Annotated in this window: 15 protein-coding genes; all 15 read left to right on the top strand. The window is 69.9% G+C overall.

What is annotated here, in order from left to right; all coding sequences use genetic code 11:
* The first annotated feature begins 68 nt into the window (after positions 1-68).
* The 15 genes from rpsB to gloA all read left to right on the top strand — a co-directional run bounded on the left by rpsB (position 69) and on the right by gloA (position 14,323).
* Positions 69-938 carry a 30S ribosomal protein S2 gene (gene rpsB / locus JMJ55_RS06970; RefSeq protein WP_236033456.1) on the top strand — a complete coding sequence of 290 codons (870 nt, stop codon included), beginning with the start codon at positions 69-71 and terminating at the stop codon, positions 936-938.
* A gap of 87 nt (positions 939-1,025) precedes the next feature.
* A complete protein-coding gene (gene tsf, locus JMJ55_RS06975; protein WP_202824788.1) occupies positions 1,026-1,946 on the top strand; it encodes a translation elongation factor Ts in 921 nt (306 codons plus the stop codon).
* Between the two features lie 102 nt (positions 1,947-2,048).
* A complete protein-coding gene (gene pyrH, locus JMJ55_RS06980) occupies positions 2,049-2,774 on the top strand; it encodes a UMP kinase (protein ID WP_202824789.1) in 726 nt (241 codons plus the stop codon).
* Between the two features lie 81 nt (positions 2,775-2,855).
* A complete protein-coding gene (gene frr, locus JMJ55_RS06985) occupies positions 2,856-3,428 on the top strand; it encodes a ribosome recycling factor (protein WP_202824790.1) in 573 nt (190 codons plus the stop codon).
* Positions 3,429-3,433: 5 nt separating this feature from the next.
* Positions 3,434-4,186 (top strand): polyprenyl diphosphate synthase, encoded by a 753-nt coding sequence (uppS, locus tag JMJ55_RS06990; protein ID WP_202824791.1) that lies wholly within the window; start codon positions 3,434-3,436, stop codon positions 4,184-4,186.
* A 10-nt stretch (positions 4,187-4,196) separates the two neighbouring features.
* A complete protein-coding gene (locus JMJ55_RS06995; RefSeq protein WP_328702577.1) occupies positions 4,197-5,018 on the top strand; it encodes a phosphatidate cytidylyltransferase in 822 nt (273 codons plus the stop codon).
* Positions 5,009-6,178 (top strand): 1-deoxy-D-xylulose-5-phosphate reductoisomerase, encoded by a 1,170-nt coding sequence (gene dxr / locus JMJ55_RS07000; RefSeq protein ID WP_202824793.1) that lies wholly within the window; start codon positions 5,009-5,011, stop codon positions 6,176-6,178. Before JMJ55_RS06995 ends, dxr begins: the two co-directional genes overlap by 10 nt.
* Positions 6,179-6,227: 49 nt before the next feature.
* The gene (gene rseP / locus JMJ55_RS07005) at positions 6,228-7,331 is read left to right on the top strand and encodes an RIP metalloprotease RseP (protein WP_202824794.1); all 1,104 of its coding nucleotides are present in this window, start codon (positions 6,228-6,230) and stop codon (positions 7,329-7,331) included.
* Between the two features lie 149 nt (positions 7,332-7,480).
* On the top strand, positions 7,481-9,820 hold the full coding sequence (gene bamA / locus JMJ55_RS07010; RefSeq protein WP_236033457.1) for an outer membrane protein assembly factor BamA: 2,340 nt from the start codon (positions 7,481-7,483) through the stop codon (positions 9,818-9,820).
* 54 nt (positions 9,821-9,874) lie between these two features.
* Positions 9,875-10,693 (top strand): OmpH family outer membrane protein, encoded by an 819-nt coding sequence (locus JMJ55_RS07015; protein WP_202824795.1) that lies wholly within the window; start codon positions 9,875-9,877, stop codon positions 10,691-10,693.
* Between the two features lie 13 nt (positions 10,694-10,706).
* Positions 10,707-11,738, top strand: coding sequence for a UDP-3-O-(3-hydroxymyristoyl)glucosamine N-acyltransferase (lpxD, locus tag JMJ55_RS07020; protein ID WP_202824796.1), 1,032 nt, complete (start codon positions 10,707-10,709; stop codon positions 11,736-11,738).
* Positions 11,739-11,741: 3 nt separating this feature from the next.
* Entirely contained in the window at positions 11,742-12,227 is a 486-nt protein-coding gene (gene fabZ, locus JMJ55_RS07025; protein WP_202824797.1) for a 3-hydroxyacyl-ACP dehydratase FabZ, read from the top strand.
* 4 nt (positions 12,228-12,231) lie between these two features.
* Positions 12,232-13,092: an acyl-ACP--UDP-N-acetylglucosamine O-acyltransferase gene (gene lpxA / locus JMJ55_RS07030; protein WP_202824798.1), complete on the top strand. Its 861-nt coding sequence runs from the start codon at positions 12,232-12,234 to the stop codon at positions 13,090-13,092.
* Complete coding sequence (locus JMJ55_RS07035) at positions 13,089-13,937, top strand: LpxI family protein (protein ID WP_202824799.1); 849 nt, start codon at positions 13,089-13,091, stop codon at positions 13,935-13,937. The genes lpxA and JMJ55_RS07035 overlap by 4 nt, the downstream gene beginning before the upstream one ends.
* Positions 13,934-14,323, top strand: a complete 390-nt coding sequence (gene gloA, locus JMJ55_RS07040; RefSeq protein ID WP_171612391.1) for a lactoylglutathione lyase — start codon at positions 13,934-13,936, stop codon at positions 14,321-14,323. The genes JMJ55_RS07035 and gloA overlap by 4 nt, the downstream gene beginning before the upstream one ends.
* The last annotated feature ends 4 nt before the right edge of the window (positions 14,324-14,327 follow it).

Genomic DNA, 14,327 nt, shown 5'->3' on the forward strand with positions numbered 1-14,327 from the left:
GGTCCCGGGTCAACCCCGGGAAGGCGCCGCGGAGGCCCAACCGGACTGACAGGAAGGATTTCGCCCCGATGGCGATGCCCCAGGTTTCCCTCCGCCTGCTGCTCGAGGCAGGCGTCCATTTCGGCCACCATACGCGGCGCTGGAACCCGCGCATGGCGCCCTACATCTTCGGCGTCCGCAACCAGGTCCATATCCTCGACCTGCAGCAGACCGTCCCGATGATGGACCGCGCGCTGCGCGCCGTCCGCGACGTGGTAGCGGCCGGCGGCCGCGTCCTTTTCGTCGGCACCAAGAAGGCGGCGGCCGAGTATGTGGCGGAAGCCGCGACCCGCTGCGGCCAGTATTACGTCAACCACCGCTGGCTCGGCGGCATGCTGACGAACTGGAAGACCATCACCGGCTCCATCAAGCGCCTGAAGCAGATGGAGGAGCAGCTCGGCGGCAACATCCAGGGTCTCACCAAGAAAGAGATCCTGATGCTGACCCGCGAGAAGGAGAAGCTCGACCGCGCGCTCGGCGGCATCAAGGAGATGGGCGGCCTGCCCGACATCATCTTCGTCATCGACGTGGTGAAGGAGAAGCTGGCGATCGAGGAGGCCAACAAGCTCGGCATCCCCGTCATCGCCGTGGTGGACAGCAATGCCGATCCGCAGGGCGTCGCCTTCCCGATCCCGGGCAATGACGACGCGATCCGCGCGATCAACCTCTATTGCGACCTGATCGCCGGCGCCGTCATCGACGGCATCTCGGCCGGGCTGCAGGCCTCCGGCGTCGATATGGGCGCGGTCGAGGAGCTGCCGGAGGATGAGGCGCTGGGCGCCGCTGCCGAGGAGGCGACCCCGGACGAGTTCATCGCCGCCGCCGCGGCCGAGGGCAGCACCCCGGCGGACGACCAGGCGGTGCGCGTCGCCGATGCCGAGGCGCCGGCCCAGGGCTGACGCTTCGCCCCGCTTTGGCGGGGATATTGGATTGGAACACGAGGCGGCCGTCCGATGGGCGGCCGCATTCCTATGGAGGATTGATCCATGGCCGAAATTACCGCTGTGATGGTCCGTGACCTGCGCGACAAGACCGGCGCCGGCATGATGGATTGCAAGAAGGCCCTGGTCGAGGCGAATGGCGACATGGAAGCCGCGATCGACTGGCTGCGGAAGAAGGGCCTCTCGGCCGCTGCCAAGAAGTCCGGCCGCGTCGCCGCGGAAGGCCTCGTTGGTGTCGCCAGCGGCCCGCAGGTGGCCGGCATGGTCGAGGTGAATGCCGAGACCGACTTCGTCGCCCGCAACGAGCAGTTCCAGAATTTCGTCTCCGAAGTCGCAGGCCTCGTGCTCTCGGTCGGCGAGGATGTCGAGAAGCTGAAGGCCGCCACCTATCCGGGCACGCGCCACAGCGTCACCGACGAGCTGACCCGGCTGATCGCCACCATCGGCGAGAACATGACCATCCGCCGCGCCCGCCGGCTGGAGGTCGAGCACGGCACGGTGGCGACCTATACCCACAATGCCATCCGCCCCGGCCTCGGCAAGATCGGCGTGCTCGTCGCGCTCGAGGGCAAGTCGGAGATCGATGCGCTGGAGGGCCTCGGCCGCCAGATCGGCATGCATGTCGCCGCGACCCGTCCGGAAGCCCTGGATGTTTCCGCGGTTGATCCGTCCGCGCTCGAGCGCGAGAAGGCCGTGCTCTCCGAGCAGGCCCGCGCCAGCGGCAAGCCCGAGGCGATCATCGAGAAGATGGTCGAGGGTCGTATCCGGAAGTACTACGAGGAAGTGGTGCTGCTGGAGCAGGTCTGGGTGCATGACGGCGAGAGCCGGGTGAAGGCCATCGTGCAGAAGACCGGCGGCAACCTCGCCGGTTTCGCCCGCTTCCAGCTCGGCGAAGGCATCGACAAGCCGGTCGGCCCCGACTTCGCCACCGAAGTCGCCAAGGTCTCCGGCGTCGCCGGCGCCTGAGCCGTCTCACGTTGGCGGAAGGGTGAAGCCCTTCCGCCCGGGCGGGCCTTGCGGGGGCGGGGGGGCCTGAATATGGTCTGGCGCTCCCGTCATGGTCGCAGAATGGACAATTCGCCCAACTACCAGCGCGTGATGCTGAAGGTGTCCGGCGAGGCCCTGATGGGCAGCCGCGACTACGGACTCGATACCGGCGTCTGCCGGCGCATTGCCGAGGATGTCAAAGGCGTTCTCGAACTCGGCGTGCAGGTCTGCCTGGTCATCGGCGGCGGCAACATCTTCCGTGGCATCGCCGGTGCCGCGGCCGGGATGGACCGCGCCCAGGCCGATTACATGGGCATGCTGGCGACGGTGATGAATGCGCTCGCCATGCAGTCGGCGCTGGAGAAGCTCGGCCTGCCGACGCGAGTGCAGAGCGCGATTCCGATGCAGTCGCTCTGCGAGCCCTATATCCGCCGCCGCGCCATCCGCCATATGGAGAAGGGCCGCGTCGTCATCTTCGCCGGCGGCACGGGCAATCCCTTCTTCACCACCGACACCGCCGCCGCACTCCGCGCAGTCGAGATGGAATGCGATGCGCTGCTGAAGGGCACGCAGGTGGATGGCGTCTACAGCGCCGACCCACGGAAGAACCCGAAGGCCGAACGCTACGAGACGCTGACCTATCTCGACATGCTGGCGCGTGATCTGCTGGTGATGGATGCGGCGGCGATCAGCCTGGCGCGGGAGAACCGCCTGCCGATCATCGTCTTCAATATCCATGAGCCTGGCGCCTTCACCGCGGTCATGCGCGGCGAGGGGAAGTTCACCACGGTGATCGAGCAGCACTGACTTTCGCCGCCCCTGTCCCGCCATCTTCGCATGGTGATCTGGGCAGGCGCTGACCGCAGAGATGATCGGGGGAGAGTGGCCATGCCGGCCGACCTCAAAACGCTGAAACAGGATCTGACGCGCCGTATGGACGGCGCGATCGAGATGCTGAAGAAGGAATTCACCGGCCTCCGGACCGGCCGCGCGAGCCCCGCGCTGCTGGAGCCCGTGCGGGTGGAGGCCTATGGCAACAACCAGCCGCTGAACCAGGTGGCCAATGTCTCGGTCGCCGGGCCGGGCCTGCTTTCGGTTCAGGTCTGGGACAAATCGGTGGTGAAGGCGGTCGAGGTCGCCATCCGCGACAGTGGCCTCGGGCTGAATCCGCAGACCGAAGGCCAAGTCATCCGCGTGCCCCTGCCGCCGCTGACCCAGGAACGCCGCAACGAGCTGGTCAAGACCGCCAGCAAATATGCCGAGGGTGCAAAGGTCGCCATCCGCGGCGTGCGCCGCGACGGGATGGAGCAGATCAAGGCGCAGGAGAAGGACAAGAAGGCGCCGATCAGCCAGGACGACGTCAAGCACTGGTCCGACGAGGTCCAGAAGCTGACCGACCAGTATATCAAGCAGGTCGACAGCACCTTGGCCGAGAAAGAGAAAGACATCAGGCAGGTCTGAGGCCCGTGTCCGGCGCCCCCAAGCTCCAGTCGCTGCCCGAAGCCGCGCCGCCCGGTGCGCTGCCGCAGCACGTCGCCATCATCATGGACGGCAACCGCCGCTGGGCGGAGGCACGCGGCCTGCCGGTCGCGCTCGGCCACAAGGCGGGGGCGGAGGCGGTGCGCCGCACCATCCAGGCCTGTGCCGAGCAGGGGATCGGCTGGCTCACCCTCTTCGCCTTCTCCTCGGAGAATTGGCTGCGCCCGCCCGAGGAGGTGACGGCGCTGACCGGCCTGCTCCGCCTCTATCTGCGCTCCGAGGTGGCGACCTTCGCCAGGGAGGGCATCCGCCTCCGCGTCATCGGCGACCGCGCCCGCTTCGGGGTGGAGACGATGCGCGAGATCGACCGGGCCGAGGCGGTGACCGCCGGCGGCACGCGGCTGAACGTCAATGTCGCCCTGTCCTATGGCGCGCGGGACGAGATCCTGGCCGCCGCCCGGGCGGTGGCCGAGGCGGCGCGGGCCGGCACGCTCGACCCCGCCAGCCTCGACGAGACTGCCTTCGCCGCCCGGCTCTTCACCGCCGGCATGCCCGATCCGGACCTCATCATCCGCACCTCGGGCGAGCAGCGGCTTTCGAATTTCCTGCTCTGGCAGGCGGCCTATGCGGAATTCGTGTTCCAGGAGGTGCTCTGGCCCGATTACGGCGCCGAGCACCTGGCCCGGGCGCTCCGCGACTATGGCCGGCGCGAGCGGCGGTTCGGCGCCCGGCCGGGTTGAGCGCCACCGCGTGACCGGACGCTGGCCGGATCTCCGCAAGCGCGTCCTCTCGGCGGCGCTGCTGCTGCCGGCTGCCATCCTCGGCATCTGGCTGGGGGCGGAAGCCTGGACGGCGCTGATGGCGGCCGCGGTCGCACTGCTGGCCTGGGAATGGGCGCGGCTCTGCGGTTTCTCGACCCAGAGGCTGCCGGGGCTCGCCCTGCCGGTGCTGGTGCTGGGCGCCGGGGTGCTCGGCGTCGGTGGCGCCTGGTGGGCGGCGCTTGCCGTCCTTGCCGCGGGCTTCCTCGGCCTCTGGGTGGTGGCGGAGCCGCGCTTCGGCCGCGCCGTGCCCGGCTTCTGGCTGGCCTTCGGGGTGCCCTATATCGGGCTGGCCGGCCTTGCCCTGATCCATCTGCGCGGCGATGCAGCCGGGCTTGGCAATGTGCTGTTCCTCTTCCTCGTGGTCTGGGCCAGCGATATCGGCGCCTATGTCGCCGGCCGCTGGCTGGGCGGGCCGAAGCTCGCCCCGGCGATCTCGCCGAACAAGACCTGGTCGGGCGCGGCGGGGGGGCTCGTCTCCGTGATGGCGGTCGGGCTGCTCTCGGCGTATGTGATGGGATCGGTGGCGGCGCCGCTCCGCACGGTGCTGGTTGCCGCCATCCTCGGCCTGCTGGCGCAGGTGGGGGATCTGTTCGAAAGCTGGATCAAGCGGCGCTTCAATGTGAAGGATAGCTCAGCCCTCATCCCTGGCCATGGTGGCCTGCTGGACCGGCTGGACGGCGTTCTCACGGCAGCGCCCGCCGCGGCGCTGCTCGGCGTCCTGCTCGGGCCTGGGGAAGCCTTATGGGGTTGAAGCGCGTCACTATCCTCGGCAGCACCGGCTCGGTCGGGCGCAGCACCATGGCGCTGCTCGATGCCGCGCCGCCGGGGCAATTCGCGGTGGAGGCGCTGGTCGCCGGCCGTGACGTCACCGCGCTCGCCGCCCAGGCGCGGCGGCATGGCGCGCGCCTCGCGGTCGTCGCCGACCCGGCCTGCCTCGGCGCCCTGCGCGAGGCGCTGGCCGGCAGCGGGATCGAGGCGGCTGCGGGGCCGGAGGCGGTGGTCGAGGCTGCCAGCCGTCCGGTCGACTGGACCATGGCCGCGATCGTCGGCGCCGCGGGGCTGCGCAGCACGCTCGCCGCGCTCGGCCATGGCGGGACGCTGGCGCTGGCCAACAAGGAAAGCCTGGTCTGCGCCGGGGAGATCGTGCTGGCCGCCGCCCGGCGCTCCGGCGCGACGCTGCTGCCAGTCGATTCCGAGCATAATGCGATCTTCCAGGCGCTCGACGCGCGCGACCCGGCGGCGATCGAGAAGATCGTGCTGACCGCTTCGGGCGGGCCCTTCCGCAATGCCGATCTCGCCACCATGCGGGCGGCGACGCCGGAACAGGCGGTGCGCCACCCGGTCTGGTCCATGGGCGCCAAGATCTCGGTCGACAGCGCCACCATGTTCAACAAGGGCCTCGAGCTGATCGAGGCGGCGCGGCTCTTCCCGGTGCCGGAGGAGCGGATCGAGATCCTGGTCCATCCGCAATCGACGGTGCATGGCTTAGTCCATTATGCCGATGGCTCGGTCCTCGCCCAGCTCGGCTCACCGGATATGCGGACCCCGATCGCCCATGCCCTGGCCTGGCCGGCGCGGATGGCGGTGGAACTGCCCAAGCTCGACCTGATCGGGCTGGGGCGGCTGGAATTCTTCGCCCCCGATCCTGGGCGCTTTCCGGCGCTCGGCCTGTGCCGGCAGGCGTTGCAGGCGGGGCAGGGCGCCACCACCATATTGAACGCGGCGAATGAAGTGGCGGTGGCGCTCTTCCTCGACCGCCGGCTTGGCTTCCTCGACATCGCCGCGGTGGTCGAGGAGACGCTGGCCGATCTCGGCAACCCGCCCGTGGATGGGCTGGAAGCCGTGTTGGCGCTGGACGCGGCGGCGCGCCAGGCGGCTGGGCGGATTGCCGCCCGGCGTCCGGCCGCCTGACCACCTGCTGGGAGCGACGGGTTTGGAATTCTTCGGTCATCTTTGGGCCATGCTGCCGTCGCTGCCGCGGACGCTGATCGCCTTCGCGCTCGTCCTCGGCGTGCTGGTCTTCGTGCATGAGATGGGCCACTACCTCGCCGCCCGCTGGCGCGGAGTGCATGTGGATGCCTTCTCCATCGGCTTCGGCCGGCCGCTGCTGCAGGGCGTGGACCGGCGCGGGACGGAATGGCGGCTCGGCTGGATTCCGCTCGGCGGCTATGTGAAATTGCATGGGCAGGAGACGCCGGAGGACGTGCCGCCGGAAGTCCGGGCGGGCTGGCTTCCCGGCCGCACCTTCCATGAAAAGCCGGTCGGCAGCCGCGCCATCGTCGTCGCGGCCGGGCCGGTGGCGAATTTCCTGCTCGCCATCCTGCTCTTCGCCGGGCTCTACGCCACGGTCGGCCATCCGGTCGGCGGCACCGGCGTGACCGCTGTGGTCGAGGGTTCGCCCGCGGCACGGGCCGGGCTGCGCCAGGGCGACGAGATTCTCTCGCTCGATGGCCGCCGGGTGACGCGGTTCGAGCAGGTGCAGCGCTACATCCAGCCGCGCGCTGGCCAGCCGGTGGCGGTGACGATCGGCCGCGAGGGGGGCGACCAGACCCTGACCGTGGTGCCGGATCAGCGCGAGACTCCGCAGGGCGTGGTGGGCGTGCTTGGCATCCAGGGCGGCGCCGCCCGGTTCGAGCGGCTGGACCCGGTCTCGGCGATTGGCGCCGGCGCGACCCAGACTGCCGACATCACCTGGCAGACCCTGAAGGGGATCGGCGAGATGCTGGTCGGCCAGCGCAGCGCCAAGGAGCTGGGCGGCCCGATCAAGATCGCCGAGGTCTCGGGCGAGGCCGCCTCGCTCGGCATCGTGCCGCTGATCAACCTGATGGCGCTGCTTTCGGTCAGCCTCGGCCTGCTGAACCTCTTCCCGATTCCGCTGCTCGATGGCGGCCATCTGGTCTTCTACGCCGCTGAGGCGATCCGCGGCCGGCCGCTGCCGCCGCGAGCCCAGGAATACGGCTTCCGCGCCGGATTCGCCCTGCTGGTGACGCTGTTCCTCTTTGCCTCCTGGAACGACATCGCTGGCGGCGCCATCGGCCAATGGGTCGCCAAGCTGGTGGGCTGACCCGGACTAATATTTCGGCCACCTCGACCGTCGCGGATAACCCATTGACCGGGCTTCTGTCGAAGGCGCGAGGTGCAGGGTGGCGGCGGCGGGATGCGGCGGCTATTCTCCGCGCCGCTCGCTGAACCCTGAAGCCACGGGTCCCCACTTTGCCCCTCTCCCTGCGCGTCCTCCTCGCCGCCACCGCCTGCATCGCCACGGGGATGGTTCCCCTGGCGGCCGATGCGCAGACCCGCCCCCGCCAGGCACCCCGCGCGGTGCCCAGCCGGCCGGCGGCGCCCGACGGGATGGTCCAGGCCATCGACGTCACCGGCAACCAGCGGATCGAGGCGGATACCGTCCGCTCCTACATGCTGCTCCAGCCCGGCGATGCCTTCGATGCCGACCGGCTCGATCGCAGCCTGAAGTCGCTCTACGCCACCGGCCTGTTCAAAGATGTGCAGGTCCGGCGCGAGGGCGGCCGGGTCATCGTGCAGGTGGCCGAGAACCCGATCGTCAGCCGCGTCGCCTTCGAGGGGAATCGGAAGATCTCTGACGACGTGCTGGGCAAGGAGGTGCAGCTCCGCTCCCGCTCCGTCTTCACCACCCAGGCGGTGCAGGCCGATCGCCAGCGCATCATGGAGCTCTATGCGCGCCGTGGCCGCTTCGCCGCGACGGTGGAGCCGAAGATCATCGAGCGCGACCAGAACCGCATCGATGTGGTCTACGAGATCCAGGAAGGCGAGGCGGCGCTGGTCGCGCGCATCAACTTCGTCGGCAACCAGTCCTATTCGGACAGCCGGCTGAAGGAGGTGGTGGCGACCAAGGAGCAGGCCTGGTACCGGCTGCTCTCCTCCTCCGACCAATTCGACCCCGAGCGCCTGGCCTTCGACCGCGAGCTGCTGCGCCGCTTCTACCTGCGCAACGGCTATGCCGATGTGCAGATCACCAATGCCACCGCCGAGCTGGCGGGCGACCGCACCGGCTTCTTCGTCACCTATTCGGTGGATGAAGGCGTACGCTACCGCGTCGGCAAGGTCGAGGTCGTCTCCAACATCGCCAATCTCGACGCCGCCAGCGTCCGCCGTCTGGTCGATATGGACGAGGGTGACTGGTACGACGGCGATGTCGTGGAGCGCATGGCGCAGTCGCTGCAGGATGCCGCCAATCTGCGCGGCTTCCCCTTCGTCGATGTCCAGCCGCGCATCACCCGCAACCGCGAGGAGCGGCGGGTCGACCTCACCTTCGAGATCAACGAATCGCCGCGGGTCTATGTCGAGCGCATCGACATCAACGGCAATACCCGTACCCAGGACCGCGTCATCCGCCGCGAATTCCGCCTGGCCGAGGGCGATGCCTTCAACGCCGCGCAGATCCGCCGCAGCCGCCAGCGCATCCGCGACCTCGGCTACTTCTCGGATGTGCAGGTCAGCTCCTCGCCCGGCTCGGCGCCGGATCGCGCCATCCTCACCACCCAGGTCGCCGAGCGCGCGACCGGCGAGGTCTCGATCGGCGGCGGCTACTCGACCGATGCCGGCCTGCTGGCGGATGTCGGCCTGCGCGAGCGCAACCTGCTCGGCACCGGCATCGATGCCCGCATCAACGGCACGCTGGCGCAGCGCCGCAGCCAGCTCGACTTCTCGATCACCGACCCCTACTTCCTCAACCGCAACTTGGCGGCCGGCGTCGACATCTTCTACGTCCAGCGCAACCTGCTGAACATCGCTTCCTACCGCGAGGAGCGGCAGGGCTTCACCCTCCGCTTGGGCTATGCCTTCAACGAGCGGCTGCGCCAGACCATTGCCTATACCCTGACGAACCGGAACATCTCCGACATCGCGGAAGGCGCCTCCCGCTTCATCCTGGAGCAGAAGGGCACGACGCTGCTGTCGCAGATCGGCCAGACGCTGACCTATGACCTGCGCGATTCGGTGGTTGATCCGCGGCGCGGCGCGGTGCTTCGCCTCGGCACCGATTTTGCCGGCCTCGGCGGCGACGTCGCCTATCTGCGCGGCCGGCTCGACGGCACCTATTACGTCCCGCTGGAATCCCTGCTCGGCGACCCGGACTACCTGCTCTCGATCTCCGGCAGCGTCGGCTATCTCGAAACGCTTTTCGGCAAGCGGGACCGCATCATCGACCGCTTCTTCCTCGGCGGCGAAAACCTGCGCGGCTTCCGCATCGCCGGCGCCGGCCCGCGCGACGTGAATACGCGGGACAGCCTGGGCGGCCGGCTGCTCTGGACCCAGACTACCGAATTGCGCTACCCGCTGCCGCTGCCGGCGGAACTCGGCCTGGTGGGCCGGGCTTTCGTCGATGTCGGCTCGTTGTCGCAGACCGTGAAAGGCGTGGGCGTCGTCGATGACACCTCCCCCCGGGTCGGTGCCGGCGTCGGCGTCTCCTGGCGCAGCCCCTTCGGCCTGATCAATATCGACCTGGCCCAGGCGGTGGTGAAGAAGTCCTATGACGAGACGCAGATCTTCCGGTTCGGCTTCGGCACCCGGTTCTGATCGCCCAATCCTCTGAGCCCCGCCAACACCCGAACCCCTGGGATTTCCCTGCCGATGCCAGCCTTCTGCGCCAACCCCGCCCTCCGTCACGCGGCCACGGCCTGCCTGCTCGCCGCGCTCGCGGGCGGGCCGGCGGCGGCGCAGGGGCAGGATCCCGGCTATTTCATCCCGAACCAGGGCGGCCAGCGCCCGGCGCAGGGGCAGCAGCAGCGCCCGGCGCAGCAGCCGGCGCAGCGGCCGCCCCAGCAGCAGGGTCAGGCGCCGCGGGCCGGCCAGACCCAGGCCCCGCCGCCCCTGCCGCCCGGCCAGCAGCCGCCGGATGCCGTCATCGGCATTGTCGATGTGCCGGAGATCCAGCGCGTCTCGACCGCCTTCAACCAGGTGCGGGACGAGATCGAGCGGCGCCGCCAGCGGCTGAATGACGACCTCCAGCGCGAGCAGAATAACTGGCGCGAGCAGCAGCAGCAGCTTGCCAACCAGCGCGCGACCCTGCCGCCCGACCAGCTGCGGGAGCGGGAGCGGGCCTTGCAGGACCGCATCACCGACAGCCAGCGCATCTTCCGCGAGCGGTCGCGCGCCATTGAGCAGGCGGCGCAGCAGGCGCTGGTCGAGATCGAGCAGGCGCTCGGCGTCGTCATCCGCCAGGTCGCGGCCAGCCGGAAGGTCAACCTCGTCCTGCCGCGGCCGCTGGTGATCTTCAACGAGCCGCCCTTCGACCTGACCGAAGAAGTGGCGCAGCAGTTCAACCGCACGCTGCGCAGCGTGACCATGCCGCCGGAAGGTGCCGGTGCGGAGGCCGCCGCGCCCGCGCCCGGGCCGCGGCCCGCCACCCCGGCGGCCAGCCCGGCCCCGGCGACCCAGCAGCGGCGCTGAGCGGCAGCCGGCCTTGGCCGTCGATCCGCGTTTTTTCGCCAGTGCCGGCCCGCTCCGGCTCGGCGACCTCCTCGCCGCGGCCGGCGGACGCTGCGAGGGCGATCCGGAGCGGCGCTTCACGGGCGTCGCGCCCTTGCAGGCCGCCGGCCCGGATGAGGTGAGCTTCCTCGACAACCGGAAATACCTGCCCGAACTGGCCGAGACCCGGGCCGGCGCGGTGGTGCTGCAGCCGGATCTGGCTGGCCAGGTGCCGACTGGCACGCTGGCGATCGCGGCGCCGGCGCCCTATCTCGGCTTCGCCCGCATCGCCGCCCTGTTCCACCCCGCCCCGGGCCCGGTGCCCGGCATCCACCCGACCGCCGTCATCGCCCCCGATGCCACGGTGGGGGAGGGCTGCGAGATCGGCCCCTATGTCGTGATCGGCGCCGGGGCGCGGATCGGGCAGGACTGCATCCTTTATCCCCATGCGGTGGTCGGGCCGGGGGTCGAGCTCGGCGATGGCTGCCGCCTGCATCCGCATAGCAGCATCAGCCATGCCGTCGCGGGCCGCGGCGTGGTGCTGCATCCCGGTGCCCGGATCGGGCAGGAGGGGTTCGGCTTCGCGCCGACGCCGGAAGGCCGGTTCGAGACGATGCCGCAGCTCGGCCGGGTCATTCTCGGCGATTTCGCCGAGATCGGGGCCAATAGCTGCGTCGACCGCGGCAGCCAGGGCGATACCGTGATCGGGCCGGGCTCGCGCCTCGACAACCTGGTACAGATCGGGCACAACGTCCGCACCGGCCGGGGCTGCATCATCGTTGGCCAGGCAGGAATAGCGGGCTCCACCGTGCTGGAGGATTTCGTGCAGGTGGCGGCCCAGGCCGGGGTTGCTGGTCATCTCCGTGTCGGCGCGGGCGCGCGCATCGGCGCGCAGGCCGGCGTCATGAACGACGTTCCCGGCAAGTCCGACGTCATCGGCAGCCCCGCCATGCCGGTGCGTGACTTCTGGCGGGCGGTGGCGAAATTCCGCAAATCCGGCGGCAAGAACGAAGGGAAGGCAGGCTAGAGCATGGAGTCCACCGAGGCGATCGCCGGCGAAGGCGCCGCGGGCACGATGGAGGCCTTCGACATCGCGCAGATCATGCGCGCCATCCCCCACCGCTACCCCTTCCTGCTGGTGGACCGCATCGTCGAGGTGCAGAAGAACGTTTCCTGCGTCGGCATCAAGAACGTCACCATCAACGAGAACTTCTTCCAGGGCCATTTCCCCGAGCATCCGGTGATGCCGGGCGTCCTGATCGTCGAGAGCATGGCCCAGACCGCGGCCGTGCTGGTGGTGGAGACGTTGGGGCCCGAGGCGCGCGGCAAGCTGGTCTATTTCATGTCGGTCGAGGGCGCGAAATTCCGCAAGCCTGTCGGGCCTGGCGACCAGCTCCGCATCCATGTCCGCAAGGACCGGCAGCGCAGCAATATCTGGAAATTCGCCGCCGAGGCGAAGGTGGACGGCAAGATCGTGGCCGAGGCCACCTATACCGCCATGATCCTGGACCGCTGATCCTTTGACCGAGATCGCCCCCAGCGCGCATATCGCCCCCGGCGCCGTCATCGCGCCCGGCGCGCAGATCGGCGCCGGCTGCCGCATCGGCCCCTTCTGCCATATCGGGCCGGAGGTGGTGCTCGAGGATGGCGTCGAGCTCGTCTCGCATATCGTGGTCGAGGGCGCGACGCGGATTGGCGCCGGCGCCCGCATCCTGCCCTTCGCCTCCGTCGGCACCCCGCCGCAGGACACCAAATACAAGAACGAGCCGACCCGCTGCGAGATCGGCGCCCGGACCCTGGTGCGGGAAGGCTGCACCATCCACCGCGCCTCGGTGGGCGGCAGCGGCGTCACCTCGGTCGGCGCCGGCTGCATGCTGATGGCCCAGGCGCATGTGGCGCATGACTGCATCCTCGGCGATGGCGTCATCCTCGCCAACAATGTCATGCTCGGCGGGCATGTGCATGTCGGCGACGGCGCCTTCATCGGCGGCGGCGCCGCGGTGACCCAGACGGTGCGGATCGGCCGGCTGGCCATGGTCTCCGGCCTTGCCGGCGTCACCAACGACATCCCGCCCTTCGGCTATGTCTTCGGCCTGCCGGCGCGGTTGGTCGGCTTCAACAAGATCGGCCTGCTGCGCCGCGGCGCCTCGCGCGACGACATCCGCACGCTGCGGCTGGCGCACAACTTCCTCTACAAGGATCCCGGCGAATTCGCCGCGAAGGTCACTCAGGCCGAGGAGCGCTGGTCCGGCGACCCGCTGGTGCAGGAAGTGCTGGCCTTCATCCGCGATGCCACCCGGCGCCGCCAGCTCGTCCGCCCCGGCCGCATGACCGCGCCGGAGCTGGGCGGCGTCGATGAGGAGAACGGGGAGGGGGCGTGACCCCCGGCCCGCTCGGCTTGGTCGCCGGGGGCGGGGAGGTCCCGCTCCGGGTCGCTGCCGCCGCCCGCGCCGCAGGGCGCGAGGTCTTCGCCGTGGTGATCGAGGGCTGGGCCGACCCGGCCGAGTATCGCCACCTGCCGCATCTGGCGATCCGGCTCGGCGCCGTTGGCCAGGCGATCGACGCGCTGCGGGCCCGCGGCATCCGCCAGCTGGTCATGACCGGCCGTGCCACCCGGCCCTCCTTCCTTTCCATCCGCCCCGATGCCGGTGCCGCCCGAATGCTGCTGAAGATCGGCCGCGCCGCCTTCCAGGGCGATGACGGGCTGCTGAAGGCCGTGGTCCGGGTGCTGGAGGAGGAGGGGTTCGAGATCCTGCCCGTCCAGGCACTCCTGCGCGACCTGCTGCCCCCGGCCGGCCAGCTAGGCGCCCATGCGCCCGGGCCGGAGGCGCTGCGCGATATCCGCCGCGGCATCGCCGTGGTGCGGGCGCTGGGCGCCGTCGATGTCGGCCAGGGCGCGGTGGTGCAGCAGGGCCTTGTCCTAGGCGTCGAGGCGATCGAGGGCACCGATGCGTTGCTGGCGCGTTGCGCCGGGCTCAGGCGGGAAGGTCCGGGCGGGGTGCTGGTGAAGCTGGTGAAGCCGGGGCAGGATCGCCGGGTGGACCTGCCGACCATCGGCCCCGCGACCATCGCCGGCGCGGTGGCGGCGGGGCTCGCGGGCCTTGCGGTGGAGGCGGATGGCACCATCCTGGTGGACCGACCCGCCACCGTCGCGGCCGCCGATGCGGCGGGGCTCTTCCTGCTGGCCATCAGGCCCGACGAATTCCTCGAGGAGACAAGCCCATGAGCAAATTCCTGCACACCATGATCCGCGTCGGCAATCTCGACCGCTCCGTGAAATTCTACACCGAGCTGCTGGGCATGAAGGAGCTGCGCCGGCGCGACGTGCCGGATGGCAAATACACGCTCGCCTTCCTCGGCTATGGCGAGGGCAATGCCGAGGGCCAGGGCGAGATCGAGCTGACGTACAATTACGGCACCGAGAAGTATGAGCAGGGCAATGCCTTCGGCCATCTCGCGGTCGGCGTGCCGGATGTGGCCGCGACCTGCGAGAAGGTCCGCGCCGGCGGTGGCAAGGTGACGCGCGAGGCCGGGCCGGTGAAATTCGGCACCACCATCATCGCCTTCGTCGAGGATCCGGACGGCTACAAGATCGAGCTGATCCAGCGCTGAGATC

The sequence above is a fragment of the Belnapia mucosa genome (genome assembly GCF_016775475.1).
GTDB classification, from domain to species: Bacteria; Pseudomonadota; Alphaproteobacteria; order Acetobacterales; family Acetobacteraceae; genus Belnapia; species Belnapia mucosa.

Excerpts from the sequence above, each read along its gene's own strand:
- fabZ (WP_202824797.1), top strand. The coding sequence starts at position 11,742 with ATGGAGTCCACCGAGGCGATCGCCGGCGAAGGCGCCGCGGGCACGATG.
- dxr (WP_202824793.1), top strand. The coding sequence starts at position 5,009 with ATGGGGTTGAAGCGCGTCACTATCCTCGGCAGCACCGGCTCGGTCGGG.
- pyrH (WP_202824789.1), top strand. The coding sequence starts at position 2,049 with ATGGACAATTCGCCCAACTACCAGCGCGTGATGCTGAAGGTGTCCGGC.
- frr (WP_202824790.1), top strand. The coding sequence starts at position 2,856 with ATGCCGGCCGACCTCAAAACGCTGAAACAGGATCTGACGCGCCGTATG.
- gloA (WP_171612391.1), top strand. The coding sequence starts at position 13,934 with ATGAGCAAATTCCTGCACACCATGATCCGCGTCGGCAATCTCGACCGC.
- rpsB (WP_236033456.1), top strand. The coding sequence starts at position 69 with ATGGCGATGCCCCAGGTTTCCCTCCGCCTGCTGCTCGAGGCAGGCGTC.
- rseP (WP_202824794.1), top strand. The coding sequence starts at position 6,228 with ATGCTGCCGTCGCTGCCGCGGACGCTGATCGCCTTCGCGCTCGTCCTC.
- JMJ55_RS07015 (WP_202824795.1), top strand. The coding sequence starts at position 9,875 with ATGCCAGCCTTCTGCGCCAACCCCGCCCTCCGTCACGCGGCCACGGCC.
- tsf (WP_202824788.1), top strand. The coding sequence starts at position 1,026 with ATGGCCGAAATTACCGCTGTGATGGTCCGTGACCTGCGCGACAAGACC.